Origin of the sequence: Aeromonas allosaccharophila (assembly GCF_000819685.1) — a bacterium.
GTDB lineage: Bacteria > Pseudomonadota > Gammaproteobacteria > Enterobacterales > Aeromonadaceae > Aeromonas > Aeromonas allosaccharophila.
Genome location: NZ_CDBR01000101.1, coordinates 1 through 21,950, shown reverse-complemented (window position 1 = coordinate 21,950; position 21,950 = coordinate 1). Strand labels below are relative to the sequence as shown.

Here is a 21,950-nt window from a genome sequence, read left to right as displayed (position 1 = left end):
GAGTTGGGGTATCAGATTGGCCGATCCAAAGTACGTAACCTGATGAAGGAAGCCGGGCTGGCATCCAGGCAGCCGGGTGCACACCGTTATAAGGTGGCACAGTCTGAACGGCCGGATATTCCCAATCTGCTGGCCCGCGAATTTGATGTTCCGCAACCTAACCATGTGTGGTGTGGCGATATCACCTACGTCTGGGCCGGTGGTCGTTGGCATTACCTGGCCGCGGTGCTCGACCTGCATACCCGGCGGGTCGAGGGCTGGGCGATGTCTGACAAACCAGATGCAGAATTGGCAATAAAAGCGCTGGAGATGGCCTATCAGCAACGGGGTTGCCCATCTGGCGTGCTGTTTCACTCTGACCAAGGCAGCCAATATGGCAGCCGGGCATTTCGGCAACGACGGTAGCGTTATCGCATGACCCAGAGCATGAGTCGGCGTGGTAATTGCTGGGATAACGCCCCGATGGAGCGATTGTTCAGAAGCCTGAAGTCAGAGTGGCTCCCGGCAACGGGGTACATGGGTCTGCGGGAAGCAAAGCGGGATATCAGTTATTACCTGATGGATTACTACAACTGGCGGCGTCCACATCAACACAATGACGGGATACCGCCAGCAAAAGCCGAGGTTCGGCCTAACCAAGTGTCCGGATTTAGTTGACCACTACAGGCGGCGTCAAAATCTGGCTGGTCTGTGTAGTCAGTGTCTATTGGGCGACCAGATAGAGGTCCCGGCTATAGACGATGTCTTGCGGGCTCTCATAGGGGTAACCCTTGACGAACGGTTTGAGCAGCCGCGATTTGACGTAGAAGTAGAGCGGCGCGATAGGGGCGTCAGCCTCGATCAGTGCTTCTGCCTGCTGGTAGAGCTGATTGCGCTCGGCCGCATCCTGCGAGTCGTGGGCCTTGGCCAGCAGGGCATCATACTCCTTGTTGAACCACTTGCCGCTGTTGGCGCTGCTGCTGGAGGTCAGGATATCGAGGAAGGTGGAGGCATCGTTATAGTCCCCGTTCCAGGAGTAGCGGCTAACCCCGAAATCCCCCTCGTTGAGTGCCGAGACCATGGTTTTCCACTCCATGTTGTTGAGGGTGGCGGTGACCCCCAGGTTGTGTTTCCACATGGAGGAGACAGCCAGCGCGATCTTTTTATGGCTCTCGTTGGTGTTGTAGAGGATATCCACGCTGAGCGGTTTGTCCGGGCCATAACCCGCTTCGGCCAACAGCGCTTTGGCCTGCTTGATCCGCTCCTCTTTGCTCTGCTGCTGACTGTCCGGTTTTTTCAGGTCAAAACCATCGACACTCGGTGGGGTCAGGCTGAAGGCGGGCAGTTGCCCTTGTCCCAGGATCTTGTCGGTGATGGTCTCCCGGTCGAGGGCCAGTGAGAGCGCCTTGCGCACTTTCGGATCATCGAACGGTTTGCGGTTCACGTTGAACACATAGTAATAGGTGGCGAGCATGGGGGCGCTGACCAGATCTTGCGGGCTCTGGCTCTTGATGTGCTTGTACTGCTCCAGCGGGTAGGTGGTGTAGTGCAGCTCGCCGGTGCGGTAGCGATTGTAAGCGGCGGTTTCGGAGACGATCTCCAGATAGACCACCTTGTTCAGGACGGTGTGCTGGTTGTCCCAGTAATGGGTATTGCGCTCGGCACTCAGCCGCTCGTTGGGGGTCCACTCCTTGAGCACGAACGCGCCGTTGGAGACTATGTTGCCCGGTTTGACCCACTCCTTGCCAAATTTTTCGATGGTGGCTTTGGGGGCCGGGAACGTGGTGTAGTGGGCCAGCATCTTCAGGAAGAAGGGGACCGGATTTTTCAGGGTCACCTGCAGGGTGTAGTCATCCAGCGCCTTGATCCCGAGCTCTGACGGGCTCTTCTTGCCCTGGATCACCTCGCCAGCATTGACCACACCGGTCAACTCGATAAACCAGGCGTAGTTGGAGGCGGTCTTGGGATCGGCTGCCCGTTGCCAGCCGTAGACATAATCGGCGGCGGTGACCGGTTCACCGTTAGACCATTTGGCCTCGGGCCTCAGCTTGAAGGTGTAGACGGTACCGGTCTTGTCGACCTCGTAGCTGACAGCGCCAGCGGGCTGGGTCTTGCCTTTGCCATCCAGTACGTAGAGCCCTTCAAACAGATCGTTGACGATCTCGCTACCGGCACTCTCTTCCACCAGCTGGGGGTCGATGGTGGTGGGCTCGGTGCCAATATTGGTCACGTAGATTTGTTGGGCATCCGGTAGCAGCTTGGTACCGGCAGGCACCTGGGCAGCCCAGGCGGGAAGGGCAAACAGTCCGGCTACCATGCCGGCAATGAGAGTCTTGTTCATTGATAATCCTTGAGTTTTATTTGCTTCCAAAGCGAAATCAGTGTGCTGGATTGGCGATTGGATCTCAAGAGGCAATGGCTGAAGGATGAGCAGGCCCATCAGACTCCATTTTAAATGGCGCAAGGCCAGTCAGATCGTGGCTTGCTGCAGGTTATTGCCACGAATTAAGAGGCCAAAAGTTATCGAATGAAACCGTATAAAAGGCGCCAGTTACCATAAAATCAGCTGAAATAGCCTAATTATTAGGCCGCTTAATTCGCTGCAAAAACAAAAAACAGACGTTACATTAGGTTACAAATCAAGGCCGCCGGAGATCGGCATTTTTTTTGCCGATGCCTGCAAACGTTTTCAATGCCAACGGATGCGATCTAAAGGAACAAAAATGCGAAACATGATCACCATGGGTGAGTTCATCGTCAAAAAGCAGGCGGATTATCCAACCGCGACCGGCGAGCTGACCTCGTTGCTCAGCTCAATCCGCCTTGCTGCCAAGGTGGTGAACCGGGAGATCAACAAGGCGGGACTGGCGGATATCATCGGTTCCATGGGCGCTGAAAACGTACAGGGCGAGGTGCAGCAGAAGCTGGATGTCTATGCCAACGAACGCTTCAAGGCGGCGCTGGAAGCGCGCGGCGAGGTGTGCGGCATGGCCTCGGAAGAGGAAGAGGACTTCGTAGCCTTTGACTCGCCGCTCTCCAAAAACTCCAAGTATGTGGTGCTGATCGACCCGCTCGATGGCTCCTCCAACATCGACGTCAACGTCTCGGTCGGGACCATCTTCTCCATCTACCGCCGTTTGAGCCCGCAGGGTTCGCCGGTGACGCTGGGGGACTTCCTGCAACCTGGCAACCGTCAGGTCGCCGCCGGTTATGTGGTCTACGGCTCCTCCACCATGCTGGTCTACACCACCGGCTTTGGCGTCAATGGTTTTACCTACGACCCTTCCATCGGCTGCTTCTGCCTCTCTCACGAGAACATCCGTATTCCGGAAGAGGGCAAGATCTACTCCATCAACGAGGGCAACTACATCAAGTTCCCGGACGGGGTGAAGAAGTACCTGAAATATTGTCAGGAGCGCGATGAGGCGACCCACAGACCCTACACCTCCCGCTATATCGGCTCGCTGGTCTCTGATTTCCATCGCAACCTGCTCAAGGGCGGCATCTACATCTATCCGTCCGGCACCAACTCGCCGAACGGCAAGCTGCGCCTGCTCTATGAGTGCAACCCGATGGCGTTTCTGGTGGAGCAGGCCGGTGGCAAGGCCTCCGATGGCTTTGGTCGCATCATGGATCTCCAGCCCACCGCGCTGCACCAGCGTACCCCTTACTTCGTGGGCTCGACCAAGATGGTGGAGCGGGCCGAGGCCTTTATGCGCGAGTTCTCTGCCCACGAGGATCCGGCCAACCAGGGCTGATAGTACGCATTTGACTGATAGCGAATAAAAAAACGGGAGCCGATTTGGCTCCCGTTTTGGTTGGCGTTATCGTGCTGGCTCGCCGCCAGCGTTGCAGAGACTCACAGGCTGTTGTTGGCCAGATCCGCCAGCAAACCATCCACCAGTTTCAGGCGCATGGCGCGATCCTGGGTCGGCACCTGGAAACGCAGTCGGGTCGGCCCGTCCATCTTGTAGACCCGTGGCTGGCTGGAGAGCAGCTTGACCAGATAGGCCGGATTGACCTTGGTCTCCTGGGTGAAGTCGAGATAGCCGCCGCGCTCGCTCATCTCCACCCGGCGAATGCCAAGGGCGGTGGCACGCTGGCGGAAGGCCGCCAGCTCCAGCAGGGTTTTGGTCGCCTCCGGCAGCAGGCCAAAGCGGTCGATCAGCTCCACTTTCAGCTCCCGCAGCTCCTGCTCGTCCGCCGCGCTGGCGATCCGCTTGTACATGGAGAGACGCATATTGACGTCCGGAATATAGTCATCCGGCAACAGCGCAGGCAGGCGCAGCTCCACCTCGGTGTGCTGGCTCATCAGCTGCTCCAGCGACGGCTCCTTGCCGTTTTTCAGTGCTTCGACCGCCTGTTCCAGCATCTCCATGTAGAGGGTGAAGCCGACCGATTCGATCTGGCCGCTCTGATCGTCGCCGAGCAGTTCGCCTGCGCCACGGATCTCCAGATCGTGGGTCGCCAGTGCAAAACCGGCGCCGAGATCTTCGAGCGAGGCGATCGCCTCCAGCCGCTTCGCCGCATCCTTGGTCATCAGCTTGGGATGGGGGGTGAGCAGGTAGGCATAGGCCTGATGGTGGGAGCGGCCAACCCGGCCCCGCAGCTGGTGCAGCTGGGCCAGACCGAGATGATCCGCCCGATCCATGATGATGGTGTTGGCGCTCGGCACGTCGATACCGGTCTCGATGATGGTGGTGCAGACCAGCAGGTTGAAGCGCTGGTGGTAGAAGTCGGACATGATCCGCTCAAGGTCGCGCTCGCGCATCTGGCCGTGGGCGATGCCGATGCGGGCCTCGGGTACTAATTCGGCAAGATCGGCGGCGCACTTCTCGATGCTCTCCACATCGTTGTGCAGGTAGTAGACCTGACCGCCGCGCTTCAATTCCCGCAGCACCGCCTCGCGCACCACAGCCGGTTCGTGCTGGCGCACGAAGGTCTTGATGGCGAGTCGCTTGGCGGGCGGGGTGGCGATGATGGAGAGATCCCGCATGCCGGACATCGCCATGTTGAGAGTACGCGGAATGGGGGTGGCGGTGAGGGTGAGGATATCCACATCGGCCCGCAGTGCCTTGATCTTCTCCTTCTGGCGTACCCCGAAGCGATGCTCCTCATCGACGATGAGCAGCCCCAAGTCCTTGAAGGTGAGTTCGGAGCCGAGCAGCTTGTGGGTGCCGATGATGATGTCCACCTTGCCCTCGGCCAGCTCCTTCATCACGGCATTTTGCTCTTTGGCTGAGCGGAAGCGGCTCAGCACCTCGACCCGCACCGGCCAGTTGGCGAAGCGGTCGCGGAAGTTGTCGTAGTGCTGTTGCGCCAGCAGAGTGGTGGGCACCAGCACGGCGACCTGCTTGCCGCCATGGACGGCCACAAACGCCGCCCGCATCGCCACTTCGGTCTTGCCGAAACCCACGTCGCCGCACACCAGTCGGTCCATGCTCTTGGCCTGACACATGTCCCCCAGCACCGCATTGATGGCGTTGAGCTGATCGTCGGTCTCCTCGAACGGGAAGCTGGCGGCAAACTGGCGGTAGGCCTCTTTGTCGTGCTTGAAGGCAAAACCGGCGCGGGCGGCACGTATGGCGTAGACATCCAGCAACTCGGCGGCCACGTCGCGCACTTTTTCCGCCGCCTTGCGCCGCGCCTTGACCCAGGCCTCGCCACCCAGCTTGTGGCTGGGCGGGTTATCAGAGCCGGTGTAGCGGCTGATGAGGTGCAAACTGGTGACCGGCACGAACAGCTTGTCGCCGCCGGCATATTCGAGGGTGAGGAACTCGGTGGGCAAGCCACCGGCGTCGATGGTCTCCAGCCCCAGATAGCGGCCGACCCCGTGATCCAGATGCACCACCGGCTGGCCCTGGGTCAGCTCGCCGAGGTTGCGGATCACCGCGTCCGAGCTTAAGTTTTTGCTCTTCTCCCGTGCCCGCTTGCTGCGCACTTTGCCGCCCAGCAGCTCGGTCTCGGTGATCAGCGCCAATGGATCCTGACCGGCCTCCTGCCACAGGAAGCCACGTTCAAGCGGTGCGACCAGCAGGCCGTGACGATCCTGGCTCGCCATAAAGGCGTCGAGGGAGGGGAACTCTTTGGGTTGCAGCGAGATGCGCGCCAGCAGATCGCCGAGCACCTCCCGCCGCCCTTCGGATTCCACCGCAAACAGGGTGCGTCCGGCAAAGCCTTGCAGGAACTGGTTCAGCGCCAGCAGGGGTTGCTCCTTGCTGTGATCGAGTTGCAGATCGGGCAGCGCCGAGATGGGCAGATCGTGCTGACCGGCATCGCCCGCGGTGGCGGCCTCTTGCAGCCGCACCGCGCCATATTGGCCAAGGGCGGCAAAGAGCTGTTCCACCGGCAAATAGAGCTGCGCCGGTGGCAACAGCGGGCGGGTGTTGTCCCAGCGTCGGTCTTCATAACGTTGGCCTATGTCATTCCAGAAGCGCTGGGCGGCGGGGTAGATATCCCCCACTGTGAGCAGCAGGGTATCTTCCGGCAGATAGCCAAACAGGCTGGCGGTCTGGTTGAAGAAGAGCGGTAGATAGTACTCGATACCTGCGGGCCAGCGCCCCTTGCTCACCTCCTGATAGACGGAGCCCTCGGCCCGCGACAGTTCGAACTGCTCGCGGAACTGGCCGCGAAACAGCTCGATAGCCGCCTCGTCGGTGGGGAACTCCCGGGCAGGCAGCAGGCTGACGCTCTTGACCGGCTCGCTGGAGCGCTGGGTCTCGGGATCGAACGGGCGGATGGAGTCCACCTCGTCATCGAAGAAGTCGATGCGATAGGGGCTGTTGCTGCCCATCGGGAAGAGATCGAGCAGGGAGCCGCGGGCGGCAAATTCGCCATGCTCCAGCACCTGATCCACCGCCACGTAACCCGCTTCCGCCAGCCGCCCGCGCAGCTGTTGCAGGTTGAGACGCTGACCTGCCTTCACCATCAGGCTGTATTTGTCGAGGTAGGCGCGGGGAGCGCAGCGCAACATCAGGGTGGAGATGGGGACGATCAACACCCCCTTGCTCATCTGCGGCAGCTTGTAGAGGGTCTCGAGCCGCTGGGAGATGATGTCCTGATGAGGGGAGAAGGTGTCGTAGGGCAGGGTCTCCCAATCCGGGAACAGCAGCACCGGGCAGCCCTTGTCGGCCTGCAGGTATTGCAGTTCCTGTTCGAGACGCAGGGCACTCGGGGTATCGGCGGTGATAAGCAGTACCGGCCCCTTGGCTTCGCTGGTGAGACGGGCTGCAATCAGCGAGAGGCTGCTGCCGACCAGCTGGCCGAGCGTGATCTTTTGGCCCGCTTTGGCGGGCAAGGCGGGGAGTTTCATTGGCATGGTTCGATTCTTTTAACGTTGACGTTATCTATCGCTGACGTTCGCTCTGGTTAGCGCTGACGCTCTTGGGCGCGCAGCTTGAGCTGTTTCGATTGCACGTGGAGGCTGGCACGTACCAGCAGTTCACGGTCATCTTCGCGGATCCGCACATAGTCGAGCAGCACATGGGTACCATGTTCACTGCCGTCGAGCTGCTTGACCTGGCCATAGCAGTAGATGGCGGCCGCCTCTTCCCGCAGGAAAATCTTGAGGCGCACTATCTGGTGCAGGTGCGGCGCATCACCATGACCATGATAGGGGTGCAGGTAGGTGAGCTGGCCGGCACTGAAACGCAGGGTGTGGAAGCGCTGCTCCGGATGGTCCTGCACGGAGAGCACATAGCCCATGATCATGTCGATCTTGCGGGACTGCTGATTGACGATCTCGATCAGATCGTGCATCGACTCGTTCTGGTTGCGCAGCAGGCGAGTGGTCACCAGATCGATGGAGGTAATGGCCGAGGAGATCCGAAAGGGCTCCGGCAGCTCAGCGTCCAGCTCCGCCAGCGAGGGGAGATGGAAGTCGGCCGGCATGGGGATCACATTGACCGGCGTGGCATGAGTGACGCTGAAGAACTGTTCCTGCATGGAGGCTATCCCTTGTTGTCATGGACGGTTTCCCTTTATTATCCGGTATCTTATTTTGTTGGCAACGTACATATCCTTGAAGACCGGACTTTTTCAGCCCCTTTCGCTGGCCATCGGCCTGCGTTATGCAGGCTCGAAGCGCAGCAATCGCTTCGTCTCATTTATCTCCCTGTTCTCTACCTTTGGCATCGCCATCGGGGTTGCCGCCCTGATGGTGGTCATTTCGGTGATGAACGGTTTCGAAGGGCAGCTCAAAGGGCGCATCCTCGGGGTGATCCCCCATGTGGTGGTGACCAATCAGGCTGGCCGCATTGATGCTGACCCGCAAGGCTTGCCGGATCTGGCCAAACTCCCCCATGTGGTCGCCTCGGCCCCCATGCTCGACAGCGAAGGGATGCTGCAAAGCCCCGGCCAGCTGACCGGGGTGAGCGTGCAGGGGATCGATCCTGCACACTGGCCCAAGGATGACATCCTGCACTCCCAGATGCTGGGGGGGCGCCTCGATACCTTGCAGGCCGGTCACTACCGCATCGTGCTGGGGCAGGGGGTGGCACGCCGCCTCAATGTCTCCATCGGTGATCAGGTTCGGCTGATCCTGACTGAAGGGACTCGCTTCACCCCGTTTGGCCGGGTACCGGCCCAGCGCCTCTTTACCGTCTCCGGCATCTTCGGGGTCGGCGCCGACGTGGATAACCAGATTGCGCTGATCGCGCTGGGGGATGCCCAGCGGCTGCTGCGCCTGCCGACAGAAACCGTCGGTGGCATTCGCCTCTGGCTCGATGATCCGTTTGCGGCCGACGAGGTGATCAAGACACCGTTGCCGGACGGGCTGCTATGGCAGGATTGGCGCCGCGAGCGGGGCGAGCTGTTCCAGGCGGTCGCCATGGAAAAACGGATGATGGGGCTGATGCTGGTGCTGATCATCGCCGTCGCCACCTTCAACATCCTCTCTGCGCTGGTGATGGTGGTGACGGACAAGGAGGGCGAAGTGGCCATCCTGCGCACCATGGGCATGAGTGAATCGGGGATCGTCAAAATCTTCATGGTGCTTGGCGCCTCCAGCGGGGTGATTGGTGCCCTGTTTGGCGGACTGGCGGGCCTTGCGCTCTCCTTGGGTCTCAACCCCCTGCTCAATGCGGTGGGGCTCAACCTCTATATGGCGGCCGGTGGCAGTGGTCTGCCGGTCATCGTCGAGCCGGCTCAGGTCATCACCATTTTGCTCGGCGCCGTGCTGCTGAGCTTCAGTGCCACCCTCTATCCGGCGGCCCGCGCTGCGCGGGTGAAACCGGCTGAGGCGCTGCGTTATGAGTAATGCCGTGAATAATACATCTTCTGTTGTGACTGGTGCCCCCGTTGTTGCGGGTGCCAGCGTTGTTACCGAGGCAAGTGGAGCCCCTGTTATGAATGAAGCCGTATCCCGTGAACCTCTGCTGCGCTGCCAGGCGCTCAATCATGTCTATAAAGAGGGGGAGCTGGAGACTCAGGTGCTCAAGGGGATCGATCTCTGTGTCGCGCCCGGTGAAATGCTGGCGGTGGTGGGGAGCTCGGGCTCCGGCAAGACCACTCTGCTGCATCTGATGGGGGCGCTCGACAACCCCTCCAGCGGCGCCGTGCTGTTCAAGGGGGAGGATATCCACCATTGGGACAGCTGTACCCAGGCCCGTTTTCGCAACCGCGAGCTGGGCTTTGTCTACCAGTTCCACCACCTGCTCTCCGAGTTCAGTGCGCTGGAAAATGCGGCCATGCCGCTGCTGATCGCCGGTGAGTCGGTGGCGGTTGCCACCGAAAAGGCGACCAGAATGTTGGGACGGGTAGGGCTCTCCCATCGCTTGAACCACCGTCCCTCCGAGCTTTCTGGTGGCGAACGCCAGCGGGTGGCGATCGCCCGGGCGCTGGTCAACGAGCCGAGTCTGGTGCTGGCGGACGAACCCACCGGCAATCTGGATCACGCCAGTGCCACTGCGGTGTACGAGTTGCTGTGTGAACTGAATCGTGAACTGGGCACCGCCTTTGTGGTGGTGACCCACGATCTGAGCCTGGCGGCCAAGCTCCATCGCCGGGTGACCTTGGTGAGCGGCGTGATGGCGGAGGTTGCCTGATGTTCAAACCGCTGCCCCTCTTTCTGGGCCTGCGTTACAGCCGCTCCCGCCGTCGCAACGGGTTTATCGCCTTTATCTCTGCCTCTTCCCTGATCGGTATCGCCCTCGGGGTGATGGCGTTGATCCTGGGCCTCTCCGCCATGAACGGTTTCGAGCGGGAGCTCAAAGATCGGGTGCTCTCGGTCGTGCCGCAAGGTGAGCTGGACGCCGTCGAGTGGCCGCTGCCGGATTGGCCCCGCCTGCGCGACTACCTGCTGGCCCAGCCGGGTGTCGAGGCGGCTGCGCCGGTCATTCGCCTCAATGGCCTGCTGGAGCACGGCTCCGACCTCAAGGGGGTGCAACTGCGCGCCGTGCTGCCGGAGCTTGAAGCCAATCTGTCGGATGCGGGCAAATACATGACAGGTCGCGGCCTGCGTGAGCTGCAACCGGGCGAGCATGGGGTGATCCTCGGCAAGACCATCGCCGACAAGCTCGGGGTCAAGGTAGGGGACGCTGTCGCCCTGCTGCTGCCGCAAGGGGGCGATCAGGCCGGGATCAAGAATCCCCGGCGCGAAGCCCTGACCGTGGTGGGACTGCTGGAAATTGGCGGTCAGCTCGACGGCCTGCTCGGCTTTATGCACCTGGCCGATGCCCAGACCATCACCGGTATGGGCAGCGATGTGGAGGGCTTCAGCCTGCGGGTGAGCGATGTGCTCAAGGCGCAATCCATCACGGTAGCCGCCGCGCAGCAGTTCCCCCATCACGTCTATATCCGCAGCTGGATGAACAGTCAGGGCTATCTCTATCAGGACATCCAGATGGTGCGCACCGTCATGTATGTGGTGATGCTGATGGTGGTGGCCGTCGCCTGTTTCAATATTGTCTCCACTCTGGTGATGGCGGTGAACGAGAAGCGCAGCGAGATTGCCATCCTGAAAACCATGGGGGCGAGCCCCGGCCAGATCCGGCTCACCTTCGTCATTCAGGGGATGGTCAACGGTGTAGCCGGTGCGCTGCTTGGTGCCCTGCTCGGTGGGTTGCTCTCCAGCAAGCTGACCCAGATCCTGAGCGTTGTCGAAACGCTCATTGGCCACCGCTTCCTCAATCCGGATATCTACTTCATCGACTTCTTGCCGACCGAGTTGCATATGCAGGATCTGCTGATCGTGACAGGCGCCGCCATTCTGATGAGCCTGCTGGCGACCCTCTATCCCGCCTGGCGGGCGAGCGGTCTGGTGCCGTCGCGCGAACTGGGTCACTGATGCGCCGCATCTGATCCGCAATGAAATAAATAATGAAGGGCCCGCCGGTGCAAACCGGCGGGCCCTTCTGTTTTCAGGTTGAGTGACGTGGCTTAGTGGGCGTTCAGCTCATCGAGTGGCAGGGAGAAGCTGGCCACGAAGGTGTCGATAAAGTAGCGCATCTCCTCGCTCATCCGGGCTTCCAGCATGGCTTCGAGGCGCTTGCGAGCCGGTTCAAACTCCCGGTTGCCCGCGTTGATCTCCTCCAGACACTTGGTATAGGCGCAGAGGGTGTCGGCATCTTTCACCAGTCGGGCCAGCTCGCCATCCTGGGCTGCCGAATCGAGCAGCGGGCGAAAGTCCTCGACCAGCTCAGGTGGCAACATAGCGAGCAGACGCTGCTCGGCGGCCAGCTCTATCTTTTTGTACTCGCGGGCGATTTCGGGGTTGAAGTATTTGACCGGGGTAGGCAGATCGCCGGTCAGCACCTCGCTGCTGTCGTGATAGAGCGCCATCACGGCGGCGCGGTCGGCATTCACGCTGCCGCCAAACAGCCGGTTTTTGATGATGCCGAGGGCATGGGCCACCATGGCGACCTGCAGGCTGTGCTCGGCGATATTTTCCGGCTGGATGTTGCGCATCAGAGGCCAGCGGTAGATGAGCTTCATGCGGGCGAGATTGGCGAAAAAGTGGCTGGGTAACATGATGGCCTCAACAAAAGAGAATAGAAAAGGGCAGACCCCAGTCTGCCCTTTTTTTTCGTTGCAGGGCAGCGTCTGCCCGCGCATTTTCTCGCTGTTAGCGGATATAGCGACCCGATTCCGCCTCGTGGTTGGTCACAATCATCTGGCCGATGGGGGCCAGGCTGATCAGTGCCAGCTTGAGGTGCTGGATACCGAACGGGATACCGATAATGGTCACGAAGCAGGCCAGCGCGGAAGCGATGTGACCGATGGCCAGCCAGATACCGATCAGCACGAACCAGAGGATGTTGCCAATCAGCCCCAGGGTGCCGGTGCCGATATCGCTCTGGCCGGTCATGGTCTTGCGATTGACCGCCTGCTTGCCAAACGGGAAGAAGGTAAAGGTGCCGATCACGAAGCAGGCGCGTCCCCAGGGGATGCCGACCAGCGAGATAAAGCAGATAAGACCGGCCAGCCACCAGGCCAGGCCCATAAATATACCTCCCAGTACAAACCAGAGCAGATTGAACAAGAAGCGGAAAAAGGCCATGTGAGTGACTCCAGATACATCAATTTGGCTGCCACCATAACGAGGGAGGGCAGGGGACGCAATGGTTGATTCGGTCAATCGCCATTTGGCTGGACAAATTAAGTCGCCGCCAGCGACAGCGGCCCGTTTTGCGGCGAAAAATGGGTAATAAATCGGCATTCGGCTGAAAAAAGGTGAACAAACGCAAAATTATCGTCACCGGATGGTTGAAGTCGGGTGCCTCTCTCCCCATATAAAGGGCAGTTTTGCACGAATTGTGCTTTCACGCCGCTCAATGTGGGGGATGTGTGGCTCGACTCGACCAAAGTGCGCCGCTATAATGCCGCGTCATATTTTCTCATCACAAAGACATATTGTTGTCTTTATAAACAGGAAGACTCCGGGCTTTGCCCAGGGGCAATAAGGGTCAGCACACAGTGCTGAGTTGAACGAGGTAGAAGAATGCAAGTTTCTGTAGAGACAACCCAGGGTCTGGAACGCCGTCTTACCATCACTGTACCGGCCGCTACCGTAGACGCCGCTGTGCGTAAAGAATTGAATGGCCTGGCCAAAACTCGTCGCATCGACGGTTTCCGTCCTGGCAAAGCTCCGGTTGCCATCATCAAGAAGATGTTCGGCGCCATGGCTCACGCCCGCGTTGCTGATGAAATGATGCAGAGCAACTTCATCAAAGCCATCATCGAAAACAAACTGAGCCCGGCCGGTGCCCCGACCATGGATCCGAAAGAGATCCAGGAAGGTCAGGATTTCGAATTCACCGCCACCTTCGAAGTGTACCCGGAGTTCGAAGTTGCGGGTCTCGAGACCATCAAGGTCGAGAAGCCGGTTGCGACCGTAAAGGATGAAGATCTGGCCAACATGATCGACACCCTGCGCAAGCAGCACGCTACCTGGGCTGATGCCGATGTTGCCGCTGCCAATGGCATGCGTGTGACCCTGGACTTCGTCGGTTCCATCGACGGTGAAGAGTTCGACGGCGGCAAAGCTGAAGGCTTCAACCTGGTGCTGGGCGCTGGCCGTATGATCCCGGGCTTCGAAGACGCCATCATGGGCAAGAAAGCGGGCGACGAGTTCACCATCGAAGTGACCTTCCCGGCTGACTACCACGCTGAAAACCTGAAAGGCAAAGAAGCCAAGTTCGCTTCCAAGCTGATCAAGGTTGAAGAGCAGATCCTGCCTGAGCTGACCGAAGAGTTCGTCAAGCGTTTCGGTATCGAAAGCGGTTCTGTTGAAGAGCTGAAAGCCGAAGTGCGCAAGAACATGGAGCGCGAACTGGCTCAAGCCCTGAAAAACAGCGTGAAAGAGCAGGTTCTGAACGGTCTGGTTGAAGCCAACATGATCGACCTGCCGAAGGCCGCTGTTGCTCAAGAGATCGATACCCTGCGTCAACAGGCGCTGCAGCGCTTCGGTGGTTTCCAGGGCGGCAACGCTCCCGAGCTGCCGGCTGAACTGTTCCAGGCTCAAGCCGAGCGTCGGGTACGCGTTGGCCTGCTGCTGGGCGACGTGATCCGCACCAACGAGATCAAGGCTGACGATGCTCGCGTAACCAGCATCATCGAGTCCATGGCGACTGCCTACGAAGATCCGAAGGAAGTGATCGAGTACTACCAGAAGAACGAGCAGATGCTGAACGGCGTTCGTAACCTGGCAGTTGAAGATCAAGCCATCGACCTGATCCTGTCCAAAGCGCAAGTGACCGAAAAAGAAGTTGCCTTTGACGACGTGATCAACAAGTCTGGCGCCGCTGCCTAAGAACATTTGACTTAAGGTCAAGACTGTTAAGTATAATGGCTCGTGTGATCTCCACTCGGGCCATTTTATTTTAGGGACAATGCCTTATGTATAAAAACTATAACGATGTAACCGAATCCCCACGCAATGCACTCATCCCGATGGTGGTAGAGCAGACTGCCAAGGGTGAACGTTCCTACGATATTTACTCCCGTCTGCTCAAAGAGCGGGTGATCTTCCTGACCGGTCAGGTTGAAGATCAGATGGCCAATCTGGTGGTTGCCCAACTGCTGTTCCTCGAGTCCGAGAATCCGGACAAGGACATCTATATCTACATCAACTCGCCGGGTGGGTCGGTGACTGCGGGCATGTCTATCTATGACACCATGCAGTTCATCAAGCCGGATGTCAGCACCGTCTGCATGGGTCAGGCCTGCTCCATGGGCGCCTTCCTGCTGGCCGGTGGCGCCAAGGGCAAGCGTTTCTGCCTGCCGAACGCTCGCGTGATGATCCACCAGCCGCTGGGTGGCTTCCAGGGCCAGGCATCTGATATCCAGATCCACGCCCAGGAGATCCTGAAGATCAAAAATACCCTGAACGAGCGTCTGGCGTTCCATACCGGTCAGGACATGGCTACCATCGAGCGTGACACCGATCGTGACAACTTCATGTCCGCCGAGCAGGCCGTGGCCTATGGTCTGGTAGACGGTGTCCTGAGCCAGCGTAGCTGAGCAGGGTGTCCCGGTCTGTTGTAAACTCAACAGGCCGATCCATCCTCTATTGATAAAACGAGGTTGCTGAATGACAGAAAAACGCAAGGGTGAGGGTGATAAGCTGCTCTACTGCTCTTTTTGCGGCAAAAGCCAGCATGAAGTGCGCAAGCTGATCGCTGGCCCTTCCGTCTACATATGTGATGAGTGCGTCGAGCTGTGCAACGACATCATCCGCGAAGAGATCCGCGAGATCTCTCCCAAGCGCGATGGTAACGAGCTGCCGACCCCTCATCAGATCCGCGCTCATCTCGATGACTATGTGATCGGGCAGGAGTACGCCAAGAAGGTGTTGGCCGTTGCGGTTTACAACCACTACAAGCGTCTGCGTAACAGCGGCGAAAACAGTGGTGTGGAGCTCGGCAAATCCAACATCCTGCTGATTGGCCCGACCGGTAGCGGCAAGACCCTGCTGGCCGAGACCCTGGCTCGTCTGCTGGATGTGCCGTTCACCATGGCCGATGCGACCACCCTGACCGAAGCCGGTTATGTGGGCGAGGACGTGGAGAACATCATCCAGAAGCTGCTGCAAAAGTGCGACTACGACGTAGAGAAGGCCCAGCGTGGCATCGTCTACATCGACGAGATCGACAAGATCTCTCGCAAGTCGGACAACCCCTCCATCACCCGCGATGTCTCCGGGGAAGGGGTACAGCAGGCACTGCTCAAGCTGATCGAAGGGACCATCGCTTCCGTGCCGCCGCAAGGTGGTCGCAAGCATCCGCAGCAGGAGTTCTTGCAGGTTGATACCTCCAAGATCCTCTTCATCTGTGGCGGTGCCTTTGCCGGTCTGGACAAGGTGATCGAGCAGCGTTCCGTGAAGGGAACCGGTATCGGTTTTGGCGCCGAGGTGAAATCCAAGGATGCCAAGGCCACCCTGAGCGAGACCTTCGCCAAGGTGGAGCCGGAAGATCTGATCAAATATGGTCTGATCCCCGAGTTCATCGGCCGTCTGCCTGTGGTCGCGACCCTGACCGAACTGGACGAGTCTGCCCTTATCCAGATCCTGAAAGAGCCGAAAAACGCGCTGACCAAACAGTATGCTGCGTTGTTCGATCTGGAAGGGGTTGAGCTGGAGTTCCGTGACGACGCACTCAACGCCATTGCCCGCAAGGCGATGGAGCGTAAAACCGGTGCTCGTGGTCTGCGCTCCATCGTGGAAGCGGTGCTGCTGGATACCATGTATGACCTGCCTTCTCTGGAAGGGGTCAGCAAGGTGGTGATCGACGAGACCGTGATCAAAGGGGACTCCGCGCCCTTGATGATCTACGAAAATCCTGAGACCCAGGCTGCTGCATCAGAGTAAACGTCTGATTTTTAATCAAATGGAAGGGGCTTTTTGCCCCTTTCATGCTTTTTGCGGTTTCGGCGATTGAATCTCATCTCAGCGCCCCCATATACTCAGCCAAGCGCTTTGCCAACGGTATAACAAGCCGAGAGGACATATATGAACCTAGAGCGTTCAGAACGCATCGAGATTCCCGTCCTGCCTCTTCGTGACGTGGTGGTTTACCCCCACATGGTCATTCCACTCTTTGTGGGGCGGGAAAAATCCATTCGCTGTCTGGAAGCGGCCATGGAGCAGGACAAGAAAGTTCTGCTGGTGGCCCAGAAGGATGCGTCAACCGACGAGCCGACTGTGGAGGAGATCTTCACCGTCGGGACAGTGGCCAATATTCTGCAGATGCTCAAGCTGCCGGACGGCACCGTCAAGGTGCTGGTAGAGGGGGGGCAGCGTGCCCGCCTGGAGCGGATGATCGACGACAAGGATTTCTTTGTCTGCGAGGCCCAGTACATCCCCTCCCAAGCCATTGAGGAGAAGGATCAGGACGTGCTGGTGCGCTCCGCTATCGGCCAGTTTGAAGGCTATATCAAGCTCAACAAGAAGATCCCGCCCGAGGTACTGACCTCGATCTCGGCGATCGACGATGCTGCGCGTCTGGCCGACACCATGGCGGCCCACATGCCGCTCAAGCTGGAAGACAAGCAGAAGGTGCTGGAGATCGTCTCGGTTTCCGAGCGCATCGAATTCCTGATGGCGATGATGGAGTCGGAGATTGACCTGCTGCAGGTCGAGAAACGCATCCGTACGCGCGTCAAGAAGCAGATGGAGAAGAGCCAGCGCGAGTACTACCTCAACGAGCAGATGAAGGCCATCCAGAAAGAGCTGGGTGAGCTGGAAGACAGCCCGGATGAGTTTGAAGCCCTCAATCGCAAGATTGAAGAGGCCGGTATGCCGGCTGATGCCCGTGAAAAGGCGTTGGCAGAGCTCGCCAAGCTGAAAATGATGTCGCCCATGTCCGCCGAGGCTACCGTGGTTCGCAGCTATGTGGACTGGATGGTACAGGTGCCGTGGAAGGCGCGCTCCAAGGTCAAGAAAGACCTTGGCAAGGCGCAAGAGGTGCTGGACGCCGATCACTATGGCCTCGAGAAGGTCAAGGATCGCATCCTCGAATATCTGGCGGTACAGGCGCGGGTGAACAAGCTCAAGGGCCCTATCCTCTGTCTGGTTGGGCCTCCCGGTGTGGGCAAGACCTCGCTGGGCCAATCCATCGCCAAGGCGACGGGCCGCAAGTATGTGCGGATGGCCTTGGGTGGGGTGCGTGACGAAGCGGAGATCCGCGGTCACCGCCGTACCTATATCGGTTCCATGCCTGGCAAGCTTATCCAGAAGATGGCGAAAGTCGGCGTGAAGAACCCGCTGTTCCTGCTCGACGAGATCGACAAGATGAGCTCGGACATGCGTGGGGATCCCGCATCCGCCTTGCTGGAAGTGCTGGATCCGGAACAGAACAACAGCTTCAACGATCACTATCTGGAAGTGGATTATGACCTGTCGGACGTCATGTTCGTGGCCACTTCCAACTCCATGAACATCCCGGGTCCGTTGCTGGACCGGATGGAAGTGATCCGTCTCTCCGGTTACACCGAAGATGAGAAGCTCAACATTGCCAAGCAGCATCTGGTGGCCAAGCAGATCCAGCGCAACGGCCTGAAAGAGTCCGAGATCACCATCGAAGATTCTGCCCTGGTCGGGGTGATCCGCTACTACACCCGCGAGGCGGGGGTGCGGAGTCTGGAGCGCGAGATCTCCAAGATTTGTCGCAAGGCAGTCAAGCGCATCCTGCTGGACAAGAGCATCAAGCATGTGCAGGTCAATCAGGCCAACCTCAAGGAGTTCCTCGGGGTGCAGCGTTTCGATTATGGCAAGGCCACCGACCAGAACCAGGTGGGTCAGGTGTGTGGTCTGGCGTGGACCGAAGTGGGGGGCGATCTGCTCACCATCGAAACCACCAACATGCCGGGCAAGGGCAAGCTCACTTACACCGGTTCCCTCGGTGACGTGATGCAGGAGTCCATCCAGGCGGCCATGACGGTGGTGCGGGCCCGTGCCGAGAAGTTGCGCATCAACGCCGACTTCTACGAGAAGCGCGATATCCACGTGCACGTACCGGAAGGGGCAACCCCGAAAGATGGTCCGAGTGCCGGTATCGCCATGTGTACCGCCCTGGTCTCCAGCTTGACCGGTAATCCGGTTCGTGCTGATGTGGCGATGACAGGGGAGATCACCCTGCGCGGCGAAGTGCTGCCCATCGGTGGTCTCAAGGAGAAGTTGCTGGCAGCCCATCGTGGCGGCATCAAGCGAGTGCTTATTCCGAAAGAGAACGAGCGTGACCTTGAGGAGATCCCGGCAAACGTCAAACAAGACCTTGAAATTTATCCGGTTCGCTGGATTGACGAGGTGCTGGAACTGGCGTTGCAGGACAATCCGCAGGGGTTTGAACGCGTTTCTGTCGTGTAAATGTTGATGCGCCGCAAATTTGGCGCATTCGACGGGTGGTTAAGGCTTGCATGCGCCCGATAACGGAAGTAGCCTTGACCACCGATCGGGTACTCGTGATGAGTCGCAATGCGTTGTGTGGCGCGGGTTTGCGCCAGATTGTCACTTGCAACTGATCAGGAGGCTTGCTATAAAACCTCCACTTGTTGTGGCCAGGGAAATCAGCGCCGCAGCGGTGTTTGATAAAAGGGGAATATAAGAGTGAATAAATCTCAACTGATTGACAAGATTGCAGACGGTGCCGATATCTCCAAAGCTGCCGCTGGCCGTGCGTTGGATGCCTTCATTGATGCTGTTGGTGAAGCGCTGAAAGAGGGTGACCAGGTTGCTCTGGTTGGTTTCGGTACTTTCGCTGTACGCGAGCGTGCTGCCCGTTCAGGCCGTAACCCGCAGACTGGCGCGACCATCGAAATCGCTGCTGGTAAAGTTCCTGCCTTCAAAGCCGGTAAGGCCCTGAAAGACGCTGTTAACTAAGTCGGTCGCTGATATCCGTCGGCTACCGTCCTTGGTCGCAGACCAGACAAGTTAGAGAGTCTTCTCTCATACTGATTGACCAAGGCGCATCGCAATCGGTGCGCCTTTTTATTGTTTACGCCCATCGAGTTCGGGAGCATAAGTACAAACATGATGTTGGATAAACTACGCGAAGGGGCGCAGGGCAAGGTAGCCAAGGTTATCTTGGGCCTGATCATCCTCTCCTTTGCCTTGGCTGGTGTAGGTAGCTACCTGAACGGCCCGGCCCGTACCGCCCCCGCCACCGTCAATGGCACCGAGATCAGTGCTGCGGCACTGGAAAATGCCTACCGTAACGAGCGCGCCCGCATGGAATCCCAGATGGGAGAGGCATTCAGCCAGCTGGCCGCGAACCCCGATTACATGAAACAGTTCCGCCGTGGCGTGCTGGATCGGTTGATCGATCAGGCGTTGCTGGACAGCAAGGCCCGTGAACTGGGTCTGCGCATCAGCGACGAGCAGATCAAGCAAGCCATCGTGGAGATGCCTGAGTTTGCCGAAAACGGCAAGTTCAACAACGATCGCTATCTGCAACTGATCCGTCGTGCCGGTATGACTCCCGAAATGTTCCGTGACTCTCTGCGTCAGGACATGGTGCGTCAACAGCTGATGGGCGCCCTGATGGGCACCGAATTCTCCCTCAAGGGTGAAGCGGAGCAGCTCGACAAGCTCTACAACCAGACTCGCGATCTGCGTCTGGTGCGTCTGGCTGCCGCCAACTATGTGGATGATGTTCAGGTCTCCGACAACGAGCTGGAGCAGTACTACAAGACCAATGGCGCCCGTTTCATGAACGACGAGCAGGTCAAGGTCGACTATCTGCTGCTGGACGCTGCCAACCTCGGCAAAGATATCAAGGTCACCGAGCAGGATGCTCAGGATTACTACGATCAGCACCAGGATCTGTTCCAGCGTGCCGAGCGTCGTCATGTGGCTCACATCCTGATCCCGTTTGGCAAGGACGAGAAAGCAGCCGAGCAGAAAGCAGAAGCCGTGCTGGCCAAAGCCAAGGCGGGTGATGATTTCGCTGCGCTGGCCAAGGCTGACTCTGCCGATACCTTCTCCGCCAAAAAAGGCGGCGAGCTGGACTGGTTCGAGAAAGGGGTGATGGATCCGGCCTTCGAAAAAGCCGCGTTCGCCCTGAACAAGGCAGGTGATCTCTCCACCGTGGTGAAGAGCCCGTTTGGTTTCCACATCATCAAGCTGCTGGGGGTTGAAGCTGCCCAGACCAAGCCGTTTGCCGATGTGAAGGAAGAGACCATCACTCGTCTGCAAGCTGACAAGGCCAAGGAGCTGTTCTTCGCCGAGCAGCAGAAGATGGCTGACAACAGCTTCGAAAACCCGGACTCGCTGGATCTCACCGCTGATGCCATGGGGATGAAGGTTCAATCTTCCGATTTCTTCACCCAGGCGACTGCCCCGGCTCCGCTGAACGATCCCAAGGTGCTTTCCGTGGCGTTCTCCGAGCAGCTGCGCGATGACAACACCAACTCCGACGTGATTGAGCTCTCCGATGGCAAGGCGCTGGTGCTGCACATCACCGGCCACCAGCCAAAGGCCGTCAAGCCGTTGGCTGAAGTGAAAGAGCAGGTGATTGCCGCCATCAAGCATGACAAGGCCGGTGAAGTGGCCCGTGGCAAGGCGCAGGGCCTGCTGGACAAGCTGAAGGTCGGTGAGAGCATCACCGCCGATCTGGCTGCACTCGGTCTGAAAGTGGAGACCCACAAAGGGGTTGCCCGCTTCGATCGCGAACTGGATCAGAACCTGATTGCCCAGGCGTTCACACTGCCCCATCCGAAAGATGGCAAGCCGAGCGTGGCACTGGTTGCCGAGACCAATGGTGACCGCGTGGTGGTTGCGCTGGACAAGGTTAACGTCCCTGCCGCCGCATCCGGCATGGCCGCCATGCTGCAAGGTCAGCTGGGTCAGGGCAAAGCTCAGGTGAGTTACAAGTCTCTGATCGACGCGCTGCGCAAAGCGGCCAAGATCGAGTACTTCACCAGTGTGGAAGCGACCGTCGAGTAATCGGCACCGCGCAATCCACTGAAAACGGCTCCTTGATGGAGCCGTTTTTTTATCTGTGGGTGAGGGGGATACTCAAGCTCTGCTCTCTGCTCTCTGCTCTCTGCTCTCTGCTCTCTGCTCTTTACTGTTTCTGCTTTGCTCTGCGGCTTTCTGTGGTCGTACCTGAGTCATACGCCATCTCAGTCGTCTTGGACACGGGAGATAAAAATTGCTATGTCCCAATTACGTGTTGCATGGGGTGCCCCAGCGCCTCATGCAAACACGCTTTGATATTTACGCCCCTCCCGTAACGCTCCAGCATCCTGCGCCAACCTAGGTAGTTCTTCAAATAGTGGGTCGCCACGCCATGGAACTGCTCCATCCACTCTGTCAACCGATGGTGATACCCGTTCACGTGTTGAATGTGATACGCACCGACCACCCGTTCGCCTTGGCGATTGTGCACTACCTGATGGGTTACGCCCTGCTCTTTGCTAAAACTGGCATACACACCTGCACCATCGCTACACAACACTGCATCCGGCTTCAAAACCGCGATGAGCGCCTCGGCATTCATCTTCTCCAGCTGAAAATCCGCATGGTGGCCTGCACGGTC

General features: G+C 58.7%; 16 protein-coding genes and 1 pseudogene. 11 read left to right on the top strand and 6 right to left on the bottom strand.

Annotation, left to right across the window (positions count from 1 at the left end; translation table 11 throughout):
• Nucleotides 1–657, top strand: a pseudogene (locus tag BN1115_RS18430) (IS3 family transposase); the annotation flags it as partial.
• A gap of 46 nt (nucleotides 658–703) precedes the next feature.
• Here the strand turns inward: BN1115_RS18430 and BN1115_RS18425 are convergent.
• Nucleotides 704–2,320: a peptide ABC transporter substrate-binding protein gene (locus BN1115_RS18425; RefSeq protein ID WP_042658297.1), complete on the bottom strand. Its 1,617-nt coding sequence runs from the start codon at nucleotides 2,318–2,320 to the stop codon at nucleotides 704–706.
• A gap of 382 nt (nucleotides 2,321–2,702) precedes the next feature.
• Between BN1115_RS18425 and fbp the strand changes: the two genes are divergently transcribed.
• Nucleotides 2,703–3,737, top strand: coding sequence for a class 1 fructose-bisphosphatase (gene fbp / locus BN1115_RS18420; protein WP_042658296.1), 1,035 nt, complete (start codon nucleotides 2,703–2,705; stop codon nucleotides 3,735–3,737).
• A 101-nt stretch (nucleotides 3,738–3,838) separates the two neighbouring features.
• On the opposite strand, the gene mfd is transcribed toward fbp, so the two are convergent.
• Both mfd and BN1115_RS18410 read right to left on the bottom strand, forming a co-directional pair.
• Nucleotides 3,839–7,291: a transcription-repair coupling factor gene (mfd, locus tag BN1115_RS18415; RefSeq protein ID WP_042658295.1), complete on the bottom strand. Its 3,453-nt coding sequence runs from the start codon at nucleotides 7,289–7,291 to the stop codon at nucleotides 3,839–3,841.
• A 56-nt stretch (nucleotides 7,292–7,347) separates the two neighbouring features.
• Nucleotides 7,348–7,923, bottom strand: coding sequence for a hypothetical protein (locus BN1115_RS18410; RefSeq protein WP_042062821.1), 576 nt, complete (start codon nucleotides 7,921–7,923; stop codon nucleotides 7,348–7,350).
• A gap of 76 nt (nucleotides 7,924–7,999) precedes the next feature.
• Between BN1115_RS18410 and BN1115_RS18405 the strand changes: the two genes are divergently transcribed.
• From BN1115_RS18405 to lolE, 3 genes are all read left to right on the top strand, one after another.
• Nucleotides 8,000–9,235, top strand: coding sequence for a lipoprotein-releasing ABC transporter permease subunit (locus BN1115_RS18405; protein ID WP_042062820.1), 1,236 nt, complete (start codon nucleotides 8,000–8,002; stop codon nucleotides 9,233–9,235).
• A gap of 88 nt (nucleotides 9,236–9,323) precedes the next feature.
• A complete protein-coding gene (gene lolD / locus BN1115_RS18400) occupies nucleotides 9,324–10,022 on the top strand; it encodes a lipoprotein-releasing ABC transporter ATP-binding protein LolD (RefSeq protein WP_042658294.1) in 699 nt (232 codons plus the stop codon).
• Nucleotides 10,022–11,263, top strand: coding sequence for a lipoprotein-releasing ABC transporter permease subunit LolE (lolE, locus tag BN1115_RS18395; protein WP_042658293.1), 1,242 nt, complete (start codon nucleotides 10,022–10,024; stop codon nucleotides 11,261–11,263). The genes lolD and lolE overlap by 1 nt, the downstream gene beginning before the upstream one ends.
• Before the next feature lie 92 nt (nucleotides 11,264–11,355).
• On the opposite strand, the gene yfbR is transcribed toward lolE, so the two are convergent.
• Together yfbR and BN1115_RS18385 are read right to left on the bottom strand one after the other, a co-directional pair.
• Complete coding sequence (gene yfbR, locus BN1115_RS18390; RefSeq protein ID WP_042062817.1) at nucleotides 11,356–11,946, bottom strand: 5'-deoxynucleotidase; 591 nt, start codon at nucleotides 11,944–11,946, stop codon at nucleotides 11,356–11,358.
• A 94-nt stretch (nucleotides 11,947–12,040) separates the two neighbouring features.
• Nucleotides 12,041–12,475, bottom strand: a complete 435-nt coding sequence (locus tag BN1115_RS18385; protein WP_042062816.1) for a YccF domain-containing protein — start codon at nucleotides 12,473–12,475, stop codon at nucleotides 12,041–12,043.
• A gap of 441 nt (nucleotides 12,476–12,916) precedes the next feature.
• Between BN1115_RS18385 and tig the strand changes: the two genes are divergently transcribed.
• From tig to ppiD, 6 genes are all read left to right on the top strand, one after another.
• Nucleotides 12,917–14,227: a trigger factor gene (gene tig / locus BN1115_RS18380; protein ID WP_042062814.1), complete on the top strand. Its 1,311-nt coding sequence runs from the start codon at nucleotides 12,917–12,919 to the stop codon at nucleotides 14,225–14,227.
• An 86-nt stretch (nucleotides 14,228–14,313) separates the two neighbouring features.
• Nucleotides 14,314–14,937, top strand: a complete 624-nt coding sequence (gene clpP / locus BN1115_RS18375; RefSeq protein ID WP_042062813.1) for an ATP-dependent Clp endopeptidase proteolytic subunit ClpP — start codon at nucleotides 14,314–14,316, stop codon at nucleotides 14,935–14,937.
• A 70-nt stretch (nucleotides 14,938–15,007) separates the two neighbouring features.
• Nucleotides 15,008–16,282, top strand: a complete 1,275-nt coding sequence (gene clpX, locus BN1115_RS18370) for an ATP-dependent protease ATP-binding subunit ClpX (RefSeq protein WP_005336977.1) — start codon at nucleotides 15,008–15,010, stop codon at nucleotides 16,280–16,282.
• A 141-nt stretch (nucleotides 16,283–16,423) separates the two neighbouring features.
• Nucleotides 16,424–18,778: an endopeptidase La gene (gene lon, locus BN1115_RS18365; protein ID WP_042658292.1), complete on the top strand. Its 2,355-nt coding sequence runs from the start codon at nucleotides 16,424–16,426 to the stop codon at nucleotides 18,776–18,778.
• A gap of 240 nt (nucleotides 18,779–19,018) precedes the next feature.
• The gene (gene hupB, locus BN1115_RS18360) at nucleotides 19,019–19,291 is read left to right on the top strand and encodes a nucleoid-associated protein HU-beta (protein ID WP_005315375.1); all 273 of its coding nucleotides are present in this window, start codon (nucleotides 19,019–19,021) and stop codon (nucleotides 19,289–19,291) included.
• 150 nt (nucleotides 19,292–19,441) lie between these two features.
• Nucleotides 19,442–21,355: a peptidylprolyl isomerase gene (ppiD, locus tag BN1115_RS18355; RefSeq protein WP_042658291.1), complete on the top strand. Its 1,914-nt coding sequence runs from the start codon at nucleotides 19,442–19,444 to the stop codon at nucleotides 21,353–21,355.
• Nucleotides 21,356–21,566: 211 nt separating this feature from the next.
• On the opposite strand, the gene BN1115_RS18350 is transcribed toward ppiD, so the two are convergent.
• Nucleotides 21,567–21,950 (bottom strand): IS1595 family transposase (locus BN1115_RS18350; RefSeq protein ID WP_156135289.1); only part of this gene is annotated, 384 nt, incomplete at its 5' end.